Genomic DNA, 18,489 nt, shown 5'->3' with positions numbered 1-18,489 from the left:
TTCTGCTTCAGTCTTTCATTAGACTGTTTGGAAGAAGACCTCATCCTGAGGAGCCGCGTCAGCGGCGTCTCGAAGGATGCTTCAGGAGGCTCCGGAACCATCTGGAGCATCCTTCGAGACGCAAGCCTCCGGCTTGCTCCTCAGGATGAGGGCTCGGCAGCTTCCGGATCGGCTTTCAGACCCAACTGAGGATATGCCTCATGCGTCCCATGAAATTCGGTTTCGGCCAGCCGGTGCGGCGGGTCGAGGATCAACGTCTGACCACCGGCACCGGCCGCTATACGGACGACATCGCCGCTGAGGGAGCCTTGCACGCCTTCGTGCTGCGCTCCCCTTACGCCCATGCCCGCTTCGTCGTCGCCGACGTGGAAACCGCGCGGAAGATGAAGGGCGTCAAGCTCATCCTGACCGCGGCCGACGTGTCCCAGTACGGCGATCTGCCCTGCAAGGGCCATGTGAAGACGACCTCCGGCGAGATGTCGCAATCGCTGCCGGTTCCGGTGCTGCCCACCGATACGGTCCGCCATGTCGGCGAGGCCGTCGCCTTCATCGTCGCGGAGACATTGGCGCAGGCGCGCGACGCGGCCGAGGCCATCGCCATCGACTGGGACCCGCTGCCGGCCGTGACCGGCATCGCCGAGGCGCTGGAAAAGGGCGCGCCGCAGGTCTGGCCGGATCGCGCGGGCAACGTCGCCTTCGAAGCGGAGCAGGGCGATCGCGAGAGGACCGAGAAGGCCTTCGCCAAGGCGGCGCGCACCGTCTCGCTGACCGTCGTCAACAACCGGCTCGCCTCCAACTACATGGAGACGCGCGCCTGCATCGCCGAATACGACAAGGCCGACAAGCGCTGGACCCTGACGCTGGGCAGCCAGGGCAGCCATGGCATGCGCGACCTGATCGCGACCTATGTGCTCAAGGTCGATCCCAAGCGCATCCGCGTGGTGACGCCGGATGTCGGCGGCGGCTTCGGCACCAAGATCTTCCTCTATCGCGAATATCCGCTGGCGATGATCGCGGCGGAGAAGCTGAAGCGCCCGGTGCGCTGGGTCGCCGATCGCAACGAGCATTTCCTCGCCGACACGCATGGCCGCGCCAATCTCGCGACGGCGACGATGGCGCTCGACGCCAAGGGCAGGTTCATCGGCCTCAAGGTCGATCTCTCGGCCGAGATGGGCGCCTGGCTCTCGCAATATGGGCCCTTCATCCCCTGGGTCGGCACCACGATGACGCCGGGCTGCTACAATATCCCGGCCGTGCATGTCGTGTTCCGGGGCGTGCTCACCCACACCACGCCGGTCGATGCCTATCGCGGCGCGGGTCGTCCCGAGGCGGCCTATCTGATCGAGCGGCTGGTCGATGCGATCGCCCGCGAGACCGGCAAGACGCCGGACGCGGTGCGCGCGCAGAACTTCGTCAAGCCGACGGAGATGCCGCACAAGACGCAGACCGGCCCGGTCTACGATTCCGGCGAGTTCGAGGGCCATATGCGCCATGCGATGGACGTCGCCGACTGGAAGGGCTTCAAGGCCCGCCAGAAGGCCTCGGCCAAGGCCGGCAAGATCCGCGGCATCGGCATGGCCAGCTATATCGAGGCCTGCGGCGGCGGCGGCCCGGAGAGCTCGACCGTGATCCTGGAGAAGGACGGCACCGTCACAGTGCTGATCGGCACGCAGTCGAACGGGCAGGGGCATGAGACAGCCTATTCGCAGCTCGTCTCGCAGCATCTCGACATTCCGATGGACCGCATCCGCGTCGTGCAGGGCGATACCGACCGGGTCGAGACCGGCTCCGGCACCGGCGGCTCGCGCTCGATTCCGGTGGGAGGCGCCGCGCTCGACAAGGCGACGGGCATCCTGACCGACAACCTGAAGCAGCTCGCCTCCGAGAAGCTCGAAGCGGCGATCGGTGATCTCGAGGTCGTCGATGGAGCCGTCCGCATCGTCGGCACCGACAAGTCGCTCGACCTTGCCGCGATCGCGGCGCTGCCGGGCGCGACGCCGGCCCTGCTCAAGGTGCACCAGAGCTGGCAGCCGCCGGAGGCGACCTATCCGAACGGCACCCATGTCTGCGAGCTGGAGATCGATCCCGGCACCGGCGGCACGGAGATCCTCAACTATGTCGTGGTCGACGATTTCGGCGTGACGCTGAACCCGCTGATGCTGCAGGGCCAGGTCCATGGCGGCTCGGCCCAGGGCATCGGCCAGGCGCTGATGGAGGAGATCCGCTTCGATCCGGACGGGCAGATGCTGACCGCGACCTTCATGGATTACGCCCTGCCGCGCGCCATCGATATCCCGAACTTCCATTTCGAGACGCGCAATGTCCGCTGCCTGACCAACGCCATCGGCGTGAAGGGCGCGGGCGAGGCCGGCGCGATCGGCGCCTGTCCGGCGGTGATGAACGCGATGGTCGATGCGCTCGACCGGGCGGCGGGCATCAAGGCCATGGACATGCCGGCGACGCCGCTCAAGGTCTTCACGGCGCTGAAGGAGGCGGGGTATCCGCTTTGATGCAAGGGCGAGCTTGCGCGTTTGCAGGCCCGCTCACGCAAAAGCGACTAGCTTACGTCGCGATCATCGTTTGATCTGGACAAGTTCAAAACAGCGCCTGATGGCGCGGACGTGTCTATGAGGGGAACTGAATGATCCGCACCGCTCTCGTTCTTGCCGGCCTCGGTCTTGGCCTCACCGCCGTAATGGCGCAGTCGAACCCGATCGCGGAGCGCAAGGAGGCGATGAAGGCGGTCGGCGCGGCGACGCGCGATGGCGCTGCAATGGCGAAGGGCGAAGCCGCTTTCGACGCGGCGAAGGCGCAGGCGATCTTCAAGACCTATGCCGATGCGGCGAAGAAGATGCCGGCCCTGTTCCCCGACACGTCGAAGACCGGCGGCGAGACCACGGCCGCTCCGAAGATCTGGGAGGATCAGGCCGGGTTCAAGGCCGCCTTCGCCAAGTTCGAGACCGATGCGACTGCCGGCGCGACCGTTGCCAATCTCGAGGGTTTCCGCACTGCCTTCGGCGCGGCGACGAAGAATTGCGGCACCTGCCACGAGGTCTATCGCATCAAGAAGTGATCGGCTTCACCGCCGACTCTGGAAGCGGGCGCCAGCGATGGCCGCCCGCTTTTTCGTGGGCGCGGGAGCTTTCGCCGACAAACGGCGTTGGAAACGGGCCAGTTTGGAATTGCTGCGTTTTCAGGGTTGCCGATGCGAGGCCGGCCCGTCCAATCTGTCGTCCTGCCGACGGGAGACCTCGATGCTGCTGCTGCGCCGCCTTTTCGTGACCCTCGTGCTGCTGGCGATCGTCGGGTTCGCGGGCTTCTACGTGCTGACCGATCCGCGCGTGGTCTCTCCCTCGCCGGAGATCGGGGCGCTGCCGGCGGCGGATGTCGAGAACGGCAAGGTGCTGTTTGCGGCCGGTGGCTGCACCTCCTGCCACGCGACGCCCGGGCAGGACGACAAGCTCCGGCTCGGCGGCGGGCTCGCACTGGAATCGCCCTTCGGTACCTTCCATGCGCCGAACATCTCGCCGCATACGCGCGATGGCATCGGCAATTGGGGTGTGCAGGATTTCGTCGACGCGATGGCAGCGGGTGTCTCGCCCTCCGGTCAGCATCTCTATCCGTCCTTCCCCTATACCTCCTACCGGCTGATGCCGCCGAAGGCGCTGGCCGATCTCTTCGCCTATATCCGCACATTGCCGCCGGTCGAGGGCAAGGCTGTGCCGCATGACCTGCGCTTCCCGTTCAACATCCGCCGGGTCGTCGGCGGCTGGAAGCTCCTGTTCTTCGAGCGCGCTCCGTTCCGGCCTGATCCAAGCAAGAGCGAGGCCTGGAACCGTGGCGCCTATCTCGTCAACGGCCCCGGCCATTGCGCCGAGTGCCATTCCAACCGCAACGCGCTTGGCGCAGTCGTTGCCGCGACCCGCTTCGCCGGCGGGCCGGACCCCGAGGGCAAGGGCTGGGTGCCGAACATCACCCAGTCCGAGAAGGGGCTGGCCAAATGGTCGACGGAGGAGATCGCCGAGCTCCTGAAGACCGGCTTCACACCCAGCTTCGACAGTGTCGGCGGCTCGATGGCGTCGGTGGTGCGCAACATCGCGCAGCTTCCCGAGGCCGACCGCATGGCGATGGCGGAATACCTGAAGTCGCTGCCGGCGATCGAAGGGCCGGTGCGGCCGCAGAGTGGCGGGTGAGGCGCAGAACGGTGTCAGCTACGGGTCGGAAGCGGACGCTGGGACCAATCGACCTAATTGAAGAGGTCGGGTGAAACTTTACTCCGTGTCCAGCGTCGGTGCAGTCGCACTGCGATCAGCCAAAATAGTGTCGTGTTGATAAATATGATCGGCAGAAGAAACAGGCCCGCCAGAAGTGCGCCCGTTGAAAATCTAAAGCCAGCGAACGGGCTATTATCATCCGGGGCGATTTCGATTTCGGCTCCGTAGATTGCGTCAACAACCCCGGCAGCACCTAAAAGTAAAAAGATCGCAAACGAGCAGGCGGTCATGTAAATCACAAGAGACGATGCCCGCATCTTGTGAAGCAAAGCATGCACGGGAAGGCATATGATAACAACAAATCCATAGCTAATGGAGAGAAAAATTAGAGCCGCAGATGGCAATTCTTCCCACGAGAAGCCTACCGTTCGCGCTCTTACAATAGCGATGATAGGTATCGGCAACGGAGAAATCATCGCGGCAAGCGATGTGCGACCCACCCACTTGGGCATCGAGGTTCTCGCGGCATCTTAATCCGGCCCAACCTCTCATTTGGTTCAACAGTGTCAAGCCGACCGCATGACGAACGTCTCATATGGGGCGGGAGCGGACCATTTCTCTGCTCACCGTTTCGTCGGCTTGGGCGTAATGTCGGCAGTTTTCAGCCCGGCTGAGCGAAGCTTCTTCCGGCAGGACGAGGTTTCGGTGCTGCAGGATCTCTGCCCGGCCTTGCAGCCTGCGCCTATTCCATCACCGCCGCCTTGAGGATGCAGACCATCAGGGCGGTTCCGGGTTCGTTGCCGACGCAGCGGACGACATGGCGGCGGTCGCAGCGATAGCGCAGGGTCTCGCCGGCCTTGGCGCGCTGGACGATGTCGCCGACCTCGACCTCGAATTCGCCCGAGGTCACCGAGAGCGATTCGATAGAGCCCCGCTGGTGGCCCTCGGAATCAAGTTCGCCGCCGGGCTCGGCGCTGACCTCGTACCATTGCAGCCACTCGACCGTCTTGATCCAGCCGACGATGGCGAGGCGCAGCTTGCCGTCCTCGGAGACGAGGATTGGGGTGTCGGCGCGGGTGGTCTTGTCGATGAAAGGCTCTTCCTCGCCGCTGGAGAGGACGCGCTCGATCGAGATGTCGAGCGCCTGCGACAGCCGCCAGATCGTCGCCAGCGTCGGGTTGGTCTCGTTGCGCTCGATCTGGCTGATGATCGACTTGGCGACGCCGGATTGCTCGGCGAGATCGGAAAGCGAGAAATTATAGGCCTTGCGCAGGCGCTGGATCGTCTTGCCGAGCTGGCCCGAGATGACCTGAGCTCCGGATTCAAGCTCCCGCCCGCCGCGCTCTTTCGTCTCGATTCCCATGCAACCGGCCCCTTTTCGACTGTGACGTCGTTTGTAACGGCGGACGTTCGTTTGAACAAGCGAACTGTGCCGGACGCGGGGCCGGCGGTTCGCTCGTCCTCAGGTCATGCGGCTGGGGCCGACCTCGCGCTGCTCGCGGCGGGCGAGGCCGAGCTGGTGCTCGCGCAGGATCACGTAGATTCCCGATGCGATGACGATGGTCGCGCCGATCAGGATCGCCAGAGTGGGCCATTCGCCGAACCAGAACCAGCCGATCGCGACCGCCCAGAGCATGGTCGAGTATTCGAAGGGCGCGATCAGTGAAGCGTCGCCATAGCGATAGGCCTGGACAATCAGGATCTGGCCGAGGCCGCCGAGGATGCCGATCAGGACCATCATCGCGGCGTCGGTCGGGCTGGGCATGTTCCAGCCGAGCAGGATGGTCGAGAGGCCGAGCAGGCTGGTCAGCAGCATGAAATAGAAGACGATCGCGCCGGTCCGCTCTGTCGCGGTCAGCAGGCGGACCTCGACCGAGGCGAAGGCCGAGCAGAAGGCGCCGGCAAGCCCGAGCATGGCGCCCAGCGCGGCATTGCCGCCGACCGGATGGGCGCCTGCGCCCAGATGCGGCGAGAGCATGATCAGCACGCCGACGAAGCCGATCGTCACCGCGCTCCAGCGATAGATGCGCACCCGTTCCTTCAGGACGAGCGCGGCGAGCACCACGACTGCCAATGGAGCGGCATAGCCGATGGCGACGGCCTCCGAGAGCGGCAGGAACTGCAGGGCGGCGAAGCCGCAGAACATGCCGGTCGAGCCCATGATGCCGCGCTTGAGATGGCCGCGCAGGTTGCTGGTCTTCAGGGCGGCAGGCAGCTCGGAGCGCCAGGCCAGCCAGATGAGCAGCGGAATCATCGCGAAGAAGGAGCGGATGAAGACGATCTCGCCGGTCGGATAGCGCGTCGAAATCGACTTGATCCCGGCCGACATCAGCGTGAAGGCCAGCGCCGAGACCAGCTTGAGGGTGATGCCGAGGAAAGGGGACAAAGCGCGGCCGAAGAGCTGGGACGGTTTCGAGCGAAACCGTCCGCTTCTTAGATCATGTCGAAGCCGGGATGCGAAGCGTGAACTCTGCAACCCGGCCAAGTCCATTGGTGTAGGAGCGGCCTCAGAACGTGCCGCGGAAGGCGCCGCCGTCGATCAGGAAGTTCTGGCCGGTGATGTAGCCGGCATGGGCGCTGGCGACGAAACCGCAGAGCTTGCCGAACTCGTCGGGCGTGCCGAGGCGGCCGGCGGGAACTGCGGCGAGCCGGTTCTTCGTGGCCTGCTCGATGCTGATGCCCTGCATCTCTGCGACCTTGTTGGTGGCGGTCTTGATCCGGTCCGTGTCGAACACGCCGGGCAGGATGTTGTTGATGGTGACATTGGCATGCGCGACCTCGCGGGCAACGCCCGCAAGAAAGGCCGTGAGGCCGGCGCGCGCGGCCGAGGAGACGTCGAGCCCGGTCAACGGGGTCACGACGCTCGCCGAGGTGATGTTGATGATTCGACCGAAGCCGCGCTCGACCATGCCGTCGATGACGCGCTGCACCAGCTCGAGCGGGGTCGCCATGTTCTGGACGACGCCTTCGAGCAGGCCCTCGCGCGTTACCTGGCGGAAAGGCTTAGGCGGTGGGCCACCATTGTTGTTGACGAGGATGTCGGGATTGGGCGCCGCCGCCAGCAGGGCGTCCTGGCCGGCCTTGGTCGAGACGTCGGCGACGACGGCGATCACGGTCGCGCCGGTCGCGGCGCGGATCGCGGCGGCAGTCGCTTCCAGCGTGGTGGCGTCACGGCCATTGATCACGACCGTGCAGCCGGCCTGCGCCAGCGCCTCGGCGCAGCCGCGGCCCAGCCCCTTGCTGGAGGCGCAGATGATGGCCGTGCGGCCGGCAATTCCCAGATCCATGGTGGTCTCCGATCAGCGGGGAGGTGTTCAATGCTTCTACCCTGAGCACGGATCGGCCGCGCCGTCATCAAAGCGCAACGCAAATCAGACACACGGCCCTCGCATCGCAGCAGCAGGGGGTTTTCCGGCATGAGCGACGAGGACGATACCAAGCGGGTTCGCAGCATCTTCATCTCGGATCTGCACCTGGGCACCCGTGGAGCCCAGGCCGATCTCGTGCTGGAGTTCCTGCGCGCCTATGATGCGCCGCAGATCTATCTCGTCGGCGACATCATCGACGGCTGGCGCCTGAAGAGCGGCTGGTATTTCCCGCAGACGCATAACGACGTGATCCAGAAGCTGCTGCGCAAGGTGCGCAAGGGCTCGAAGCTGATCTACGTCACCGGCAATCACGACGATTTCCTGCGTGACTTCACCGGCCTGCAGTTCGGCGGCATCACGCTGGTCGACGAGATCGTCCACGAAACCGCCGACGGCAAGCGCATGCTCGTCATCCATGGCGACCTGTTCGACCTCGTCGTGCGCAACGCCAAATGGCTCGCGCTCCTGGGCGACTGGGCCTACACGCTCGCGCTGGCGCTCAACATGGCGCTGAACAAGGTGCGGCGCTGGCTGCACCTGCCGCATTGGTCGCTCTCGGCCTGGGCCAAGCACAAGGTCAAGAACGCCGTGAACTATATCGGCGAATTCGAGACCTGCCTTGCCGCCGAGGCGCGCCGGCACGAGGCCGATGGCGTGATCTGCGGTCATATCCACCATGCCGCCCATCGCGAGATCGACGGGCTCACCTATATCAACACCGGCGACTGGGTCGAAAGCTGCACCGCCTTCGTCGAGCACGAGGATGGCCGCTTCGAGCTGATCCATTGGCCGCAGGGGCGGCTGAAGGCGACGCCTGCCGTACCGCTCACGGTGCCGGCGCGGCCGGCTCCCGTGCGGGACCTGATCGAGGCGGCGTAATGCGCGTGCTGGTCGCGACCGATGCCTGGCGGCCGCAGGTCAACGGCGTCGTGCGCTCGCTGGAGCAGATGATCGCGGCGGCGCCGGGGTTCGGCGTGACGGCGCAGGCGCTGACGCCGGAGGGGTTCCACCAGATCGGCCTGCCGAGCTACCCCGATATCCGCCTCGCCCTGGCGACGCGCCGGGCGCTCGCGGCCCGCGTTGCCGCTTTCGCGCCGGATCATATCCATATCGCGACCGAAGGCCCGATCGGCTGGCTGATGCGGGCGGTCTGCCTTGCCCAGAAGCGGCCTTTCACGACGAGCTATCACACGCGCTTTCCGCAATATATCGCGGCGCGCTGGCCGATCCCCGAAAGCTGGAGCTACGGGCTGCTGCGCCGTTTCCACGGCCCTGCCGCGGCCGTGATGGTCTCGACCGCGACGGTGGAGGAGGAACTGCGCCAGCACGGCTTCGAGAAGCTGGTGCGCTGGGGGCGCGGCGTCGATCTCAGCCTGTTCCATCCGCGTCCGCAGAGCCTGCTCGATCTGCCGCGGCCGATCTTCCTCTATGTCGGGCGCGTCGCGGTCGAGAAGAATGTCGAGGCCTTCCTGTCCCTCAAGCTGCCCGGCAGCAAGGTCGTGGTCGGCGACGGGCCGGCGCGGGCCGATCTCGAACGCGCCTTTCCCGAGGCCCGGTTCCTCGGCCTGAAGGAGGGCGAGGAGCTTGCCGGTATCTATGCATCCTCGGATGTCTTCGTCTTCCCGAGCCTGACCGACACCTTTGGCATCGTGCTGCTGGAAGCTGCCGCGAGCGGATTGCCGGTCGCAGCCTTCCCGGTGCAGGGCCCGCGCGATGTCTTCGCCGGCAGCGGAGCGGCGGTGCTGGACGAGGACCTGCGCAGCGCCGCGATGCAGGCGCTGAGAGTCCCGCGCGAGGCCTGCCTGGAATTGGCGGCACGCCATAGCTGGGCGGCGAGCGCGGCGCAGTTCTACGGCCATATCCGGCGCGTGGCGCGCGAGGCCGGTTATTTCCCGCGCGAGCCGGAGGCCGCGCTTACAGCCTTCGCGAGCGCGAGTGGCGGGGAAGGGCGCGGGCTGCCGCGGCACCTGACGGCTTGAGCTGAGCACGGAAACCGTCGCGCCGCTCGTGGACCGAGGCGATGACGAGGCCCATCGGCACGCCGAGCCCGACGAGGGCGGCTTCCGACAATTGCAGGCTGGCTTCGATCGTCTCCGGCACCGCGTCGTTGACGCCGATCTCGTAGAGATGGCGGGCATGGGTGGCGTCGCGCGCACGGGCGACGATGACGATATCGGGCCTGAGCGAGCGAGCCGCGAGAACGATGGCATCGACGGCGCGGGGATTGTCGATCGTCACGATCAGCGCCGTCGCTTCCTCCAGGCCGCAGAGACGCAGGAATTCGGGCTTGGTCGCATCGCCGTAATAGGCCGGGCGTCCGGCGCGGCGCTGCGCCGTGATCAGCGAGGCATCGGAGTCGATGACGATATGGGACTTGCCATGCTCGTCCAGCATCGAGCCGACGAGGCGGCCGACGCGTCCACCGCCGACGACGATGGCGCGGGCCGTCCGGTCGTCCGGCGGCAGCACGGCGGCTTCATCGGGAAGCGTAACGGGCGCGGCGAGCTTCAGGGCAAGATTGCGCGCGATCCGCGCCAGCAGCGGCAAGGCGACCATGGTCAGCGAGACGGCGGCGAGCACGATGCTGGTGGCCCCGGGGTCGATCAATTTGGCGCCGGTCGCGGCGTTGAGCAGCACGAAGGCGAATTCGCCTCCGGGGGCAACCAGGATCGCGGTTTCGAGCGCGGTGGCCGTCGCCAGCCGGAAACGGCGCGCGAGCCCGAAGATGATGGCGCCCTTGACCAGGATGAGCCCCGCGGCGCCTCCAAGGATCGCAAACGGATGAGCCGCGATATCGGCCGGGTTCACGCCCATGCCGACGGTGATGAAGAAGACGCCGATCAGCAGCGACTTGAACGGGTCGATCGTGACCTCGATCGCACGGCGGAACTCCGTCTCCGCCAGCAGCAGCCCGGCGATGAAGGCTCCCAAGCCCATCGAGAGGCCGGCCGCTGCCGCGATCAGGCCGGTGCCGAGCGCCGTCAGCAGAGTCGCCGCCATGAAGCTCTCTGTCGAATCGGTCGAGGCGACCAGCCGGAACAGCGGGCGCAAACCCAGACGGCCGATAACGACAATGGTCGCGATCGCCGCGAAGGCCTGGATGAAGGCCTGCGCGAGGCCGGCGAGCAGCGAGCCGGAGCCGTTCTGCGCATCGAGCACGCTGATCAGGAAGAGCAGCGGAATGACGGCGAGATCCTGGCAGAGCAGGATCGCGAAGCTGGAGCGGCCGGCCGAGGTCGTCATCCGCTTCTTCGCTGCCAGCAATTCGACGACCATGGCGGTCGAAGACAGCGCGAGGCCGAAGCCGATGATGAGCGAGGCTGCCGCCGGCTGGCCGAGCCCATAGGCGACCAGCCCGATCGCGGCGGCGCAGAGTCCGACCTGGCCGAGGCCGAGCCCGAAGACGAGGCGCTTCATCGTCATCAGACGCTCGAAGGAGAGCTCCAGGCCGATGACGAAGAGCAGGAAGGCGACGCCGAGTTCGGCGGGGCCGGCCAGCGCCTCGGCATTCGAGACGGTGATCGTGCTCAGCAGCGGAATCGTGGAGACCAGCCCACCGAGGCCGAAGGGGCCGAGCAGGGCGCCGCAGGCGACGAAGGCGATGATCGAGTTGATCTTGAGGCTCTTGGCCAGCGGCACGATAACGCCCGCCGTCGCGAGCACGACGACAGCGTCCTTGTAGACGGAAGGGTCGACTGTTCCGGCCAAAGGGCTGACCTTGCGATTCGGGGGCTTGCGGGATGCGTCGGCAATTCTTGCGGTTTGCGGCGGCGCAGCACAACCTTGGAATCGTCATGGCGGGCAGAAATTTGCCTTGCGGCGCGAGCCTTTAGGTGTGGCTGCTCGGGCGCGTTTGGCGAAAAAGCGGTTTCCGCGGTGGCGAGGGATGGGTTAGCGTCTCGCCATTGGCTCAGAAGGACAGTCCATGCGTTTTGCCGGCACCGAAAACTACGTCGCGACCGAGGATCTCACCGTCGCCGTCAATGCCGCGATCCGGCTGGAACGTCCGCTGCTGGTGAAGGGCGAGCCCGGCACCGGCAAGACGGTGCTGGCCGAGGAGGTCGCGGCGGCGCTCGGCGCCCCGCTGATCACCTGGCACATCAAGTCGACGACCAAGGCACAGCAGGGCCTCTACGAATACGATGCCGTGAGCCGCCTGCGCGACAGCCAGCTCGGAGACCCCCGCGTCTCCGACATCGCCAACTACATCAAGCGCGGCAAGCTCTGGGACGCCTTCGTCGCGCCTGTGCGCCCGGTGCTGCTGATCGACGAGATCGACAAGGCCGATATCGAATTCCCGAACGACCTGCTGCTCGAGCTCGACCGCATGGAATTCCATGTCTACGAGACCGGGGAGACGATCAAGGCGGCGCAGCGGCCGGTGATGATCATCACCTCCAACAACGAGAAGGAACTGCCGGACGCGTTCCTGCGCCGCTGCTTCTTCCACTATATCCGCTTCCCCGATGCCGAGACGATGCAGGCGATCGTCGAGGTGCATTTCCCCGGCATCAAGAAGCGCCTGATGGAAGAGGCGCTGCGCCTCTTCTTCGAGGTGCGCGAGGTGCCCGGCATCAAGAAGAAGCCCTCGACCTCCGAACTGCTCGACTGGCTGAAGCTGCTTGTCGCCGAGGATATCGGGCCGGAGGTGCTGCGCGAGCGCGATCCGCGCAAGCTGATTCCGCCGCTGCACGGGGCGCTGCTGAAGAACGAGCAGGACGTCTCGCTGTTCGAGAAGCTCGCCTTCATGGCGCGCCGCGAGAGCCGGTGAGGCTGGCTGCCGGGTCGCAGGGCGGGATCGCCGTGGCAAGATCCACCTTGGGATCAACGGCGCGCACGGCCTCGGTGAGGTCGAAGTCGCGCATCAGCAGGACATAGTCCTGTGTCTCGGAGGTCCTGAGATAGCCCGTCATGGTGATCGGCCTGGGCGAGAGCTCGCCGATCCGGCAGGCCTTGTCCGCGCCGAGCGAAAGGCTGCCCCGATTACCGCTTTGCTGCGGGCCGACGAACATTTCCTCGCGGAAGGCCCCGAGGCGCGCCACGTCTGCGGAACTCAGCTTGAACAGCGTGAACCGCCGCCCCGGCGCGGTCAGCACCGGCAGCGAGGCGAGATCGGCCGCGTCGCGGACCTCCTCCAAAACGACCTTGCGCTCGTGACGGCCGCCATCCTTGGGCAAGGCCGTGATCGTCATGGTGACCCCGCCCGGGAGCGGGCGAATATCGGCCGGCAGGTTGATACCGGCGCGGAGCTGCGCGAGGTCCGTCGTCTTGATGTCGATCTTCGCCAATTTCGGCAGCGAGGTCAGCGGAACATGACCGCAACCGGTGAGAAAGCCGGCAAGGAGAAGGCAAACCGGTGGAGCGAGACGCATGGGATCTCTTCGAGGTTGATTGTCTTTGACATTCATAAATTCATCTCTTAGTTTAATTTTGTCAACCGAGGGAATGATAATGGCGATGTCGCCTGAACCGATGAGCCCCGTCTCCCAGGAAGCCGCCGGCCGCCTGCGCCGCATCAGCCGGTGGGCGCGCGCCTTCAGCTATGTTGCGGCGGCGCTCATGCTTTTCGGCCTCATCTGGTTGTGGACCGATGCGGAAGCGCTCTCTCATTACGCGCGGAGTTCGATCGGACTCGGGGGTGCCGCCCTTGCTGCTTCGGGCAGGGGATATTGGCTGGCGTTCGCTCTCGCCTGGATTCCGGCCGGGCTTTTCGTTCTGGCGATGGTGCGGTTGGGCGGTCTCTTTCGGGCTTTTGGCGAGGGCAGGGTCCTGGTCGAGGAGAATGCTGCCGGGCTCGTGCGGATCGGCTGGCTTCTGGCCTGGTTTGGCGCCACGACGCCGATCGTTCGCGCCTTGCAAAGCGTCGCTCTGACCTTCGACAATCCGCAGGGGCAGCGGCATCTCGCGATCACGCTCGATCCCGGAATCTTCGCTGCGCTCGCCGCAGCCGCTGCGCTCATCGCCTTCGGCCATGTGCTGCGGGAGGCGATCCGGTTGGCGGACGAGAATCAGAGTTTCGTGTAAGCCGGCGTCATGCCCGTCGTCGTCGAACTCGATGTCATGCTCGCGCGCCGCAAGATGCGCTCGAAGGAACTCGCCCAGCGGATCGGCTTGACCGAGCAGCAGGTCTCGCAGCTGAAGTCCGGTAAGGTGCGCGGCATGCGCTTCGACACGCTGTCGCGCATCTGTGACGTGCTGCAATGCCAGCCGGGTGATCTGCTGCGCTACGAACCGGGGCCGGAAATAGTCGACGACTGACCCTCGCAAATCGGCTTTGGCATCGCTAGGTTCTGCTCATGCGACGCCTCATGCTTCTGCGCCACGCCAAGTCCCACTGGCCCACGGGTGTGGCCGATCGCGACCGACCTCTCGCGGCCCGCGGGCGCGAGACCGCGCCGGTGATGGGGCGCTATCTCGCCGATGAACTGCTCCTACCCGATCTCGTGCTGGTCTCGCCGGCCAAGCGCACGGTCGAGACCTGGGAGATGGTCGCGCCGATGCTGCCCGAAAAGCCGGCGACGCAGTACGAGCCGCGAATTTACGAGGCCAAGGTCGAGCGCCTGCTCGATGTCGTGCAGGAGGTCGAGGGCGACGTCCGCACGCTCCTGCTCATCGGCCACAATCCCGGCTTCGAGGAACTGGCGCATCTGCTGACCGGGCATGGCGATCGCTATGCCTCGGCGCGGATGAGCCAGAAATACCCGACCTGCGGGCTCGCGGTGCTCGATTTCGCCACCGAGCGCTGGCACGAGGTCGCGGCGCGCGGAGGGCGCCTCGACCGGTTCGTGACTCCAGGTTCGCTGGGCGAGGGGCCCGACGAATGATCGCTGCGGCGTCGTGAGTGAATCCTCCTATCTCGACAGCGCCCGCAATGCGGCTCTCGCCTTCGGCGACAGCCTGCTCGGGCTTGCCCGCCCGCGCCTGCGGATCGGCGTCACCGGGCTATCGCGCTCGGGCAAGACGGTCTTCACCACTGCCCTGATCCAGAACCTGATCGAGGGCGCCAAGCTGCCGGTGCTGAAGGCTTCATCCGAGGGCCGCATCGCTCGCGTCAGGCTGGTGCCGCAGCCCGACCCCGACGTGCCGCGCTTCCCCTATGAGGCGCATCGCGCGGCGATGAACGGCGAGGCGCGGCGCTGGCCGGAATCGACGCGGCGTATCTCCGAGCTCAGGATCGAGATCGACTACGAGCGAGCGGGCGGCTGGTTCAAGGGGCCGGCGACGCTGACGCTGGACATCGTCGATTATCCCGGCGAATGGCTGCTGGACCTTGCTTTGATCGGGCAGGACTACAAGGCGTGGTCGGCGCAGGCCGTGGCTGATGCCCGCAGGGCGCACCGGCGCGAGGCTGCCGCCGAGTGGCTGGCCGATTTGCCGGGGCGGGACCCGGACGGCGCGCCGGACGAGCTTGCGGCGGAAGCGGCGAGCGATCTGTTCAAGGGCTATCTCGCACGGTTGCGCGCCGATCCGGAGGCCGTCGCGGTGACACCGCCGGGTCGCTTCTTGATGCCGGGCGATCTCGAAGGCTCGCCGGCGCTAACCTTCGCACCGCTCGATCTGGGCCATGACCGGGATGTGCGACCGGGCACGCTCGCGGCGCTGATGGCGGAGCGTTTCGAGGCCTATAAGCGCGTCGTGGTGACGCCGTTTTTCCGCGACCATTTCGCAAGGCTCGACCGGCAGATCGTGCTGGTCGATGTGCTCGCCGCGCTCGATGCCGGGGCGCCTGCCCTTGCCGATCTCGAAACGGCGTTGGGGCAGGCTCTCACGGCGTTTTCTGTCGGGCGCAATTCCTGGCTTTCCAGCCTGTTCGCGCCGCGGATCGAGCGCGTGCTCTTCGCTGCGACCAAGGCCGACCATATCCATCATGCGAGCCATGACCGGCTGGCGGCGGTGATGTCGCATCTGGTCGGGCGGGCGCTGTCCCGGGCGCAAGGGGCGGGGGCGCGGGTCGAGGCGATGGCGCTGGCCGCCGTCCGGGCGACGCATGAGGTGCGGATCAAGGAAGGCCGCGAGGAATTGCCGGCCATCGCCGGGGTGCCGGAAGCCGGCGAGACGATCGACGGGCAGGTCTTCGACGGCGTCGCGGAAGCGGCCGTCTTCCCCGGCGAATTGCCCGAGCGGCCTGAGGCGATCTTCGATCCCAAGGCGCATTGGCAGGTCAGGGCGCCGCGCTTCCGGCCGCCTCTGGTCGCAGCCGACGCGGGCGGGCGCCTCAAGCCTCCGCCGCAGATCCGCCTCGACCGTGCGCTGGAATTCCTGATCGGCGACAAGCTGGCATGAACGGGGTTTCGCGATGAGCAAGGCACCGCGCGCGATCCGCCTCGATGCTTCGCAGCCGGGCGAACCGGTCGGCGAGGTCCCGCTGCGGCAAGGCGATCTCGCGATCCTGCCCGAAAGCGAGCCGATCGATGTGGCCGTTCCGGCTGTCCCTCCGAAGGCCAAGCGTCGCTTCTCCTGGGGCTCGCTGTTCGTGGCCGGCCTGTCAGGCTTCCTGGCGCTGGCGGCCGGCGTCTGGGTCGAGAACACGATCCGCGCCCTGATGAGCCAGAACCCGGCGCTCGGCTATGCCGCGCTGGTCTGCGCGGCTGTCGCGGCGCTCGCGCTGCTGGTCATGCTGGCGCGGGTGCTGCGCGACATCCTGCGCGAGCGCAAGGTCGAGGCTTTGCGTGAGCGCGCGGTCGCGGCGCTGGCGGGCGGCACGCCCGACGAGGGCCGGGCGATCGCCGGCGAGCTCGTTGCGCTCTACAAGGGGCGAGCGCAGACGGCGCAGGGCCGCGCCGCCCTGCAGGAGGCGCTGCCGCAGCTCTTCGCGGCGCGCGATGTGCTGACCGTGGCGGAACGCAGCCTGCTTGTGCCGCTCGATGCGCTGGCCACCGCCCAGATCGCGCAGGCGGCGCGGCGCGTCTCGCTGGTCACCGCGGTCAGCCCGCGGGCGCTGGTCGATGTCGTCTTCGTGCTGGTCGCCTGCGCGCGGTTGCTGCGCTCGATCGCAGGCATCTATGCCGGGCGGCCCGGCACGCTCGGCCTGCTCAGGCTGGCGCGGCAGGTGATGAGCCATCTCGTCCTCACCGGCGGCATGGCGGCGGGCGATGCCGTGATCCAGCAGGTGGTGGGGCAGGGGCTCGCGGCCAGGCTTTCGGCGAAGCTCGGCGAAGGCGTGATCAACGGGATGCTGACGGCCCGGATCGGGCTTGCGGCGCTCGCGGTCTGCCGGCCGCTGCCCTTCGTCGAAGCGACGGCACCGACGCTGTCGGATGTCGCGGGCGATCTCGGTGGATGGCGGGCTGCGGGCAAGGAAGATGAGGCCTGAACCCGGCAGAATCTGCCGGTGAGGGCGATTCTGCCCGGCTCCGACTGCCGTTTAATCGTCTGTAAACGATCCAACTCCTTGAAATAGCACGATGCCGCGCGTGGCACGCGCCATGCAGAACCTTGCCTCGAGTTGTGGGCCGCCCTTGGGGGGCTGCCGGTCGAGGTGAGGGTTCCATGGGTGTTTTCAGTGCGCTGACCACGGCGGTTTCGGGGATGACGGCGCAGTCCTATGCGCTTGAGAACATCTCCGGGAACATCGCCAACTCCCGGACGGCGGGCTACAAGCGCGTCGATACCGCCTTCGCCGATCTCGTGCCGGATGCGGCGCTGCGGCGCCAGGTCGCCGGCTCGGTCCAGGCCTTCAGCCAGGCGACGAACTCGATCCAGGGCGATCTCAACCCGACCCGCATCGACACCAATATCGCGATCAACGGCGACGGCTTCTTCGTGGTCGATCAGCGCCAGAGCGGCGTCGGCGCCAACACCCAGTTCTCCAACAGCAACCTCTATACCCGGCGCGGCGATTTCGACTTCGACGCCAACGGCTACCTGGTGAACGGCGCAGGCTACTATCTCAAGGGCCTGAAGATCGACCAGGTGACAGGCCAGCTCGTCGGCACGCAGCCGGACGTGCTGCGCATCACCAAGGAACAGTTCCCGGCCAAGGCGACGAGCTCGATCGAGTACCGCGCCAATATCCCGGCCGTGCCGGCGACGACGCAGAAGACCCAAGGCGGCACCGAATTCCTCAATCCAGCTTCGGTCACTGCCGCCGGTACGGCGCCAAACACCTATCCCGCCAACGCTGCCGTCATGGGCAACAATATCAGCAACTTCCTGGCGACCTCGATCCCCGGTGGGTCGGTCACCGTCTATGACACGCTCGGAAAGGCCACCAGCGTCGAGATGCGCTGGGCCAAGATCGACAACGGCAACGCGGCCGCGGTTCCCCCGACCACGGGCACCTGGGGCCTTTTCGTCGCCCAGGACACCAGCGCGACGGGCGCTGGCCAGGTCGCTTATGTCCAGGCCGGTCAGAACGTCACCTTCGGCACCACCGGGCAGATGGTGACCCCCGCGACCGGCGACATCACGCTGCCGACCATGACGATCAACGGGACCACCATCACCGGCATCAACCTGACGACCGGCGGCAACGGCGTGACCCAGAACGGCGATGTCAGCGGCCAGATCGACGCACGCAGCATCCGCCAGGACGGCTACACCGCCGGCACGCTCGATCGCGTTTCGGTCTCCGCCGAGGGCGCGGTGATCGGCACCTTCAGCAACGGCCAGGTCGTGGCGCTCGCCCAGGTCTCGGTCGCCCGCTTCAACGCCGACAACTCGCTGAAGCGCCTCGACGGCGGCGCCTTCGAGGAGACGATCGAATCCGGCCCGCCGATCATCGGTCTCGGCACCTCGCAGATGGTGGGCGGCAGCGTCGAGCAATCGAACACCGACATCGCCGATGAATTCTCCAAGATGATCGTCACCCAGCAGGCCTATTCGGCCAACACCAAGGTCATCACCACCGCCCAGGAGATGCTGAGCGCGGTGTTCAACATCATCCGCTGACCGACGCATCTGCCTAA

General features: G+C 66.5%; 18 protein-coding genes. 12 read left to right on the top strand and 6 right to left on the bottom strand.

The window, feature by feature from the left end:
* The first annotated feature begins 200 nt into the window (after nt 1-200).
* The 3 genes from ACFJGT_RS15105 to ACFJGT_RS15095 all read left to right on the top strand — a co-directional run bounded on the left by ACFJGT_RS15105 (nt 201) and on the right by ACFJGT_RS15095 (nt 4,193).
* Nucleotides 201-2,510: a xanthine dehydrogenase family protein molybdopterin-binding subunit gene (locus tag ACFJGT_RS15105; protein ID WP_377838794.1), complete on the top strand. Its 2,310-nt coding sequence runs from the start codon at nt 201-203 to the stop codon at nt 2,508-2,510.
* A 131-nt stretch (nt 2,511-2,641) separates the two neighbouring features.
* On the top strand, nt 2,642-3,073 hold the full coding sequence (locus tag ACFJGT_RS15100; protein WP_377838793.1) for a c-type cytochrome: 432 nt from the start codon (nt 2,642-2,644) through the stop codon (nt 3,071-3,073).
* Between the two features lie 187 nt (nt 3,074-3,260).
* Nucleotides 3,261-4,193 (top strand): c-type cytochrome, encoded by a 933-nt coding sequence (locus ACFJGT_RS15095; protein WP_377848991.1) that lies wholly within the window; start codon nt 3,261-3,263, stop codon nt 4,191-4,193.
* A 53-nt stretch (nt 4,194-4,246) separates the two neighbouring features.
* On the opposite strand, the gene ACFJGT_RS15090 is transcribed toward ACFJGT_RS15095, so the two are convergent.
* From ACFJGT_RS15090 to ACFJGT_RS15075, 4 genes are all read right to left on the bottom strand, one after another.
* Nucleotides 4,247-4,726 carry a hypothetical protein gene (locus tag ACFJGT_RS15090; protein ID WP_377838792.1) on the bottom strand — a complete coding sequence of 160 codons (480 nt, stop codon included), beginning with the start codon at nt 4,724-4,726 and terminating at the stop codon, nt 4,247-4,249.
* 230 nt (nt 4,727-4,956) lie between these two features.
* Nucleotides 4,957-5,577 (bottom strand): helix-turn-helix domain-containing protein, encoded by a 621-nt coding sequence (locus ACFJGT_RS15085; protein WP_377838791.1) that lies wholly within the window; start codon nt 5,575-5,577, stop codon nt 4,957-4,959.
* 99 nt (nt 5,578-5,676) lie between these two features.
* Nucleotides 5,677-6,600, bottom strand: coding sequence for a DMT family transporter (locus tag ACFJGT_RS15080; protein WP_377838790.1), 924 nt, complete (start codon nt 6,598-6,600; stop codon nt 5,677-5,679).
* Nucleotides 6,601-6,721: 121 nt separating this feature from the next.
* A complete protein-coding gene (locus ACFJGT_RS15075) occupies nt 6,722-7,501 on the bottom strand; it encodes an SDR family oxidoreductase (RefSeq protein ID WP_377838789.1) in 780 nt (259 codons plus the stop codon).
* A gap of 129 nt (nt 7,502-7,630) precedes the next feature.
* Here ACFJGT_RS15075 and ACFJGT_RS15070 point away from each other — a divergent pair, with 129 nt between their 5' ends.
* Nucleotides 7,631-8,461, top strand: a complete 831-nt coding sequence (locus ACFJGT_RS15070) for a UDP-2,3-diacylglucosamine diphosphatase (protein ID WP_377838788.1) — start codon at nt 7,631-7,633, stop codon at nt 8,459-8,461.
* A complete protein-coding gene (locus tag ACFJGT_RS15065; RefSeq protein WP_377838787.1) occupies nt 8,461-9,561 on the top strand; it encodes a glycosyltransferase family 4 protein in 1,101 nt (366 codons plus the stop codon). Before ACFJGT_RS15070 ends, ACFJGT_RS15065 begins: the two co-directional genes overlap by 1 nt.
* Here the strand turns inward: ACFJGT_RS15065 and ACFJGT_RS15060 are convergent.
* Nucleotides 9,497-11,290, bottom strand: coding sequence for a cation:proton antiporter (locus ACFJGT_RS15060; protein WP_377838786.1), 1,794 nt, complete (start codon nt 11,288-11,290; stop codon nt 9,497-9,499). The genes ACFJGT_RS15065 and ACFJGT_RS15060 overlap by 65 nt on opposite strands.
* Nucleotides 11,291-11,507: 217 nt before the next feature.
* On the opposite strand from ACFJGT_RS15060, the gene ACFJGT_RS15055 reads away from it, so the two are divergent.
* A complete protein-coding gene (locus tag ACFJGT_RS15055; RefSeq protein WP_377838785.1) occupies nt 11,508-12,353 on the top strand; it encodes an AAA family ATPase in 846 nt (281 codons plus the stop codon).
* Here ACFJGT_RS15055 and ACFJGT_RS15050 read toward each other — a convergent pair.
* Nucleotides 12,328-12,954 carry a hypothetical protein gene (locus tag ACFJGT_RS15050; RefSeq protein WP_377838784.1) on the bottom strand — a complete coding sequence of 209 codons (627 nt, stop codon included), beginning with the start codon at nt 12,952-12,954 and terminating at the stop codon, nt 12,328-12,330. The two genes, ACFJGT_RS15055 and ACFJGT_RS15050, sit on opposite strands and share 26 nt — an antisense overlap.
* A 19-nt stretch (nt 12,955-12,973) precedes the next feature.
* Between ACFJGT_RS15050 and ACFJGT_RS15045 the strand changes: the two genes are divergently transcribed.
* From ACFJGT_RS15045 to ACFJGT_RS15020, 6 genes are all read left to right on the top strand, one after another.
* On the top strand, nt 12,974-13,606 hold the full coding sequence (locus ACFJGT_RS15045; RefSeq protein WP_377838783.1) for a DUF2975 domain-containing protein: 633 nt from the start codon (nt 12,974-12,976) through the stop codon (nt 13,604-13,606).
* Nucleotides 13,607-13,615: 9 nt separating this feature from the next.
* Nucleotides 13,616-13,840: a helix-turn-helix transcriptional regulator gene (locus ACFJGT_RS15040; RefSeq protein ID WP_199091764.1), complete on the top strand. Its 225-nt coding sequence runs from the start codon at nt 13,616-13,618 to the stop codon at nt 13,838-13,840.
* A gap of 50 nt (nt 13,841-13,890) precedes the next feature.
* On the top strand, nt 13,891-14,406 hold the full coding sequence (locus ACFJGT_RS15035) for a SixA phosphatase family protein (RefSeq protein ID WP_377838782.1): 516 nt from the start codon (nt 13,891-13,893) through the stop codon (nt 14,404-14,406).
* A gap of 13 nt (nt 14,407-14,419) precedes the next feature.
* Complete coding sequence (locus ACFJGT_RS15030) at nt 14,420-15,865, top strand: YcjX family protein (protein WP_377838781.1); 1,446 nt, start codon at nt 14,420-14,422, stop codon at nt 15,863-15,865.
* A gap of 13 nt (nt 15,866-15,878) precedes the next feature.
* Nucleotides 15,879-16,895, top strand: coding sequence for a YcjF family protein (locus ACFJGT_RS15025; protein ID WP_377838780.1), 1,017 nt, complete (start codon nt 15,879-15,881; stop codon nt 16,893-16,895).
* 176 nt (nt 16,896-17,071) lie between these two features.
* Nucleotides 17,072-18,472: a flagellar hook protein FlgE gene (locus tag ACFJGT_RS15020; protein WP_377838779.1), complete on the top strand. Its 1,401-nt coding sequence runs from the start codon at nt 17,072-17,074 to the stop codon at nt 18,470-18,472.
* Nucleotides 18,473-18,489 lie beyond the last annotated feature (17 nt).

Origin of the sequence: Allobosea sp. UC22_33, from assembly GCF_042700715.1 — a bacterium.
Lineage (GTDB): Bacteria > Pseudomonadota > Alphaproteobacteria > Rhizobiales > Beijerinckiaceae > Allobosea.
Note: the sequence above shows the minus strand (reverse complement) of the source record. Positions and strands in the feature narration are given on the sequence as shown.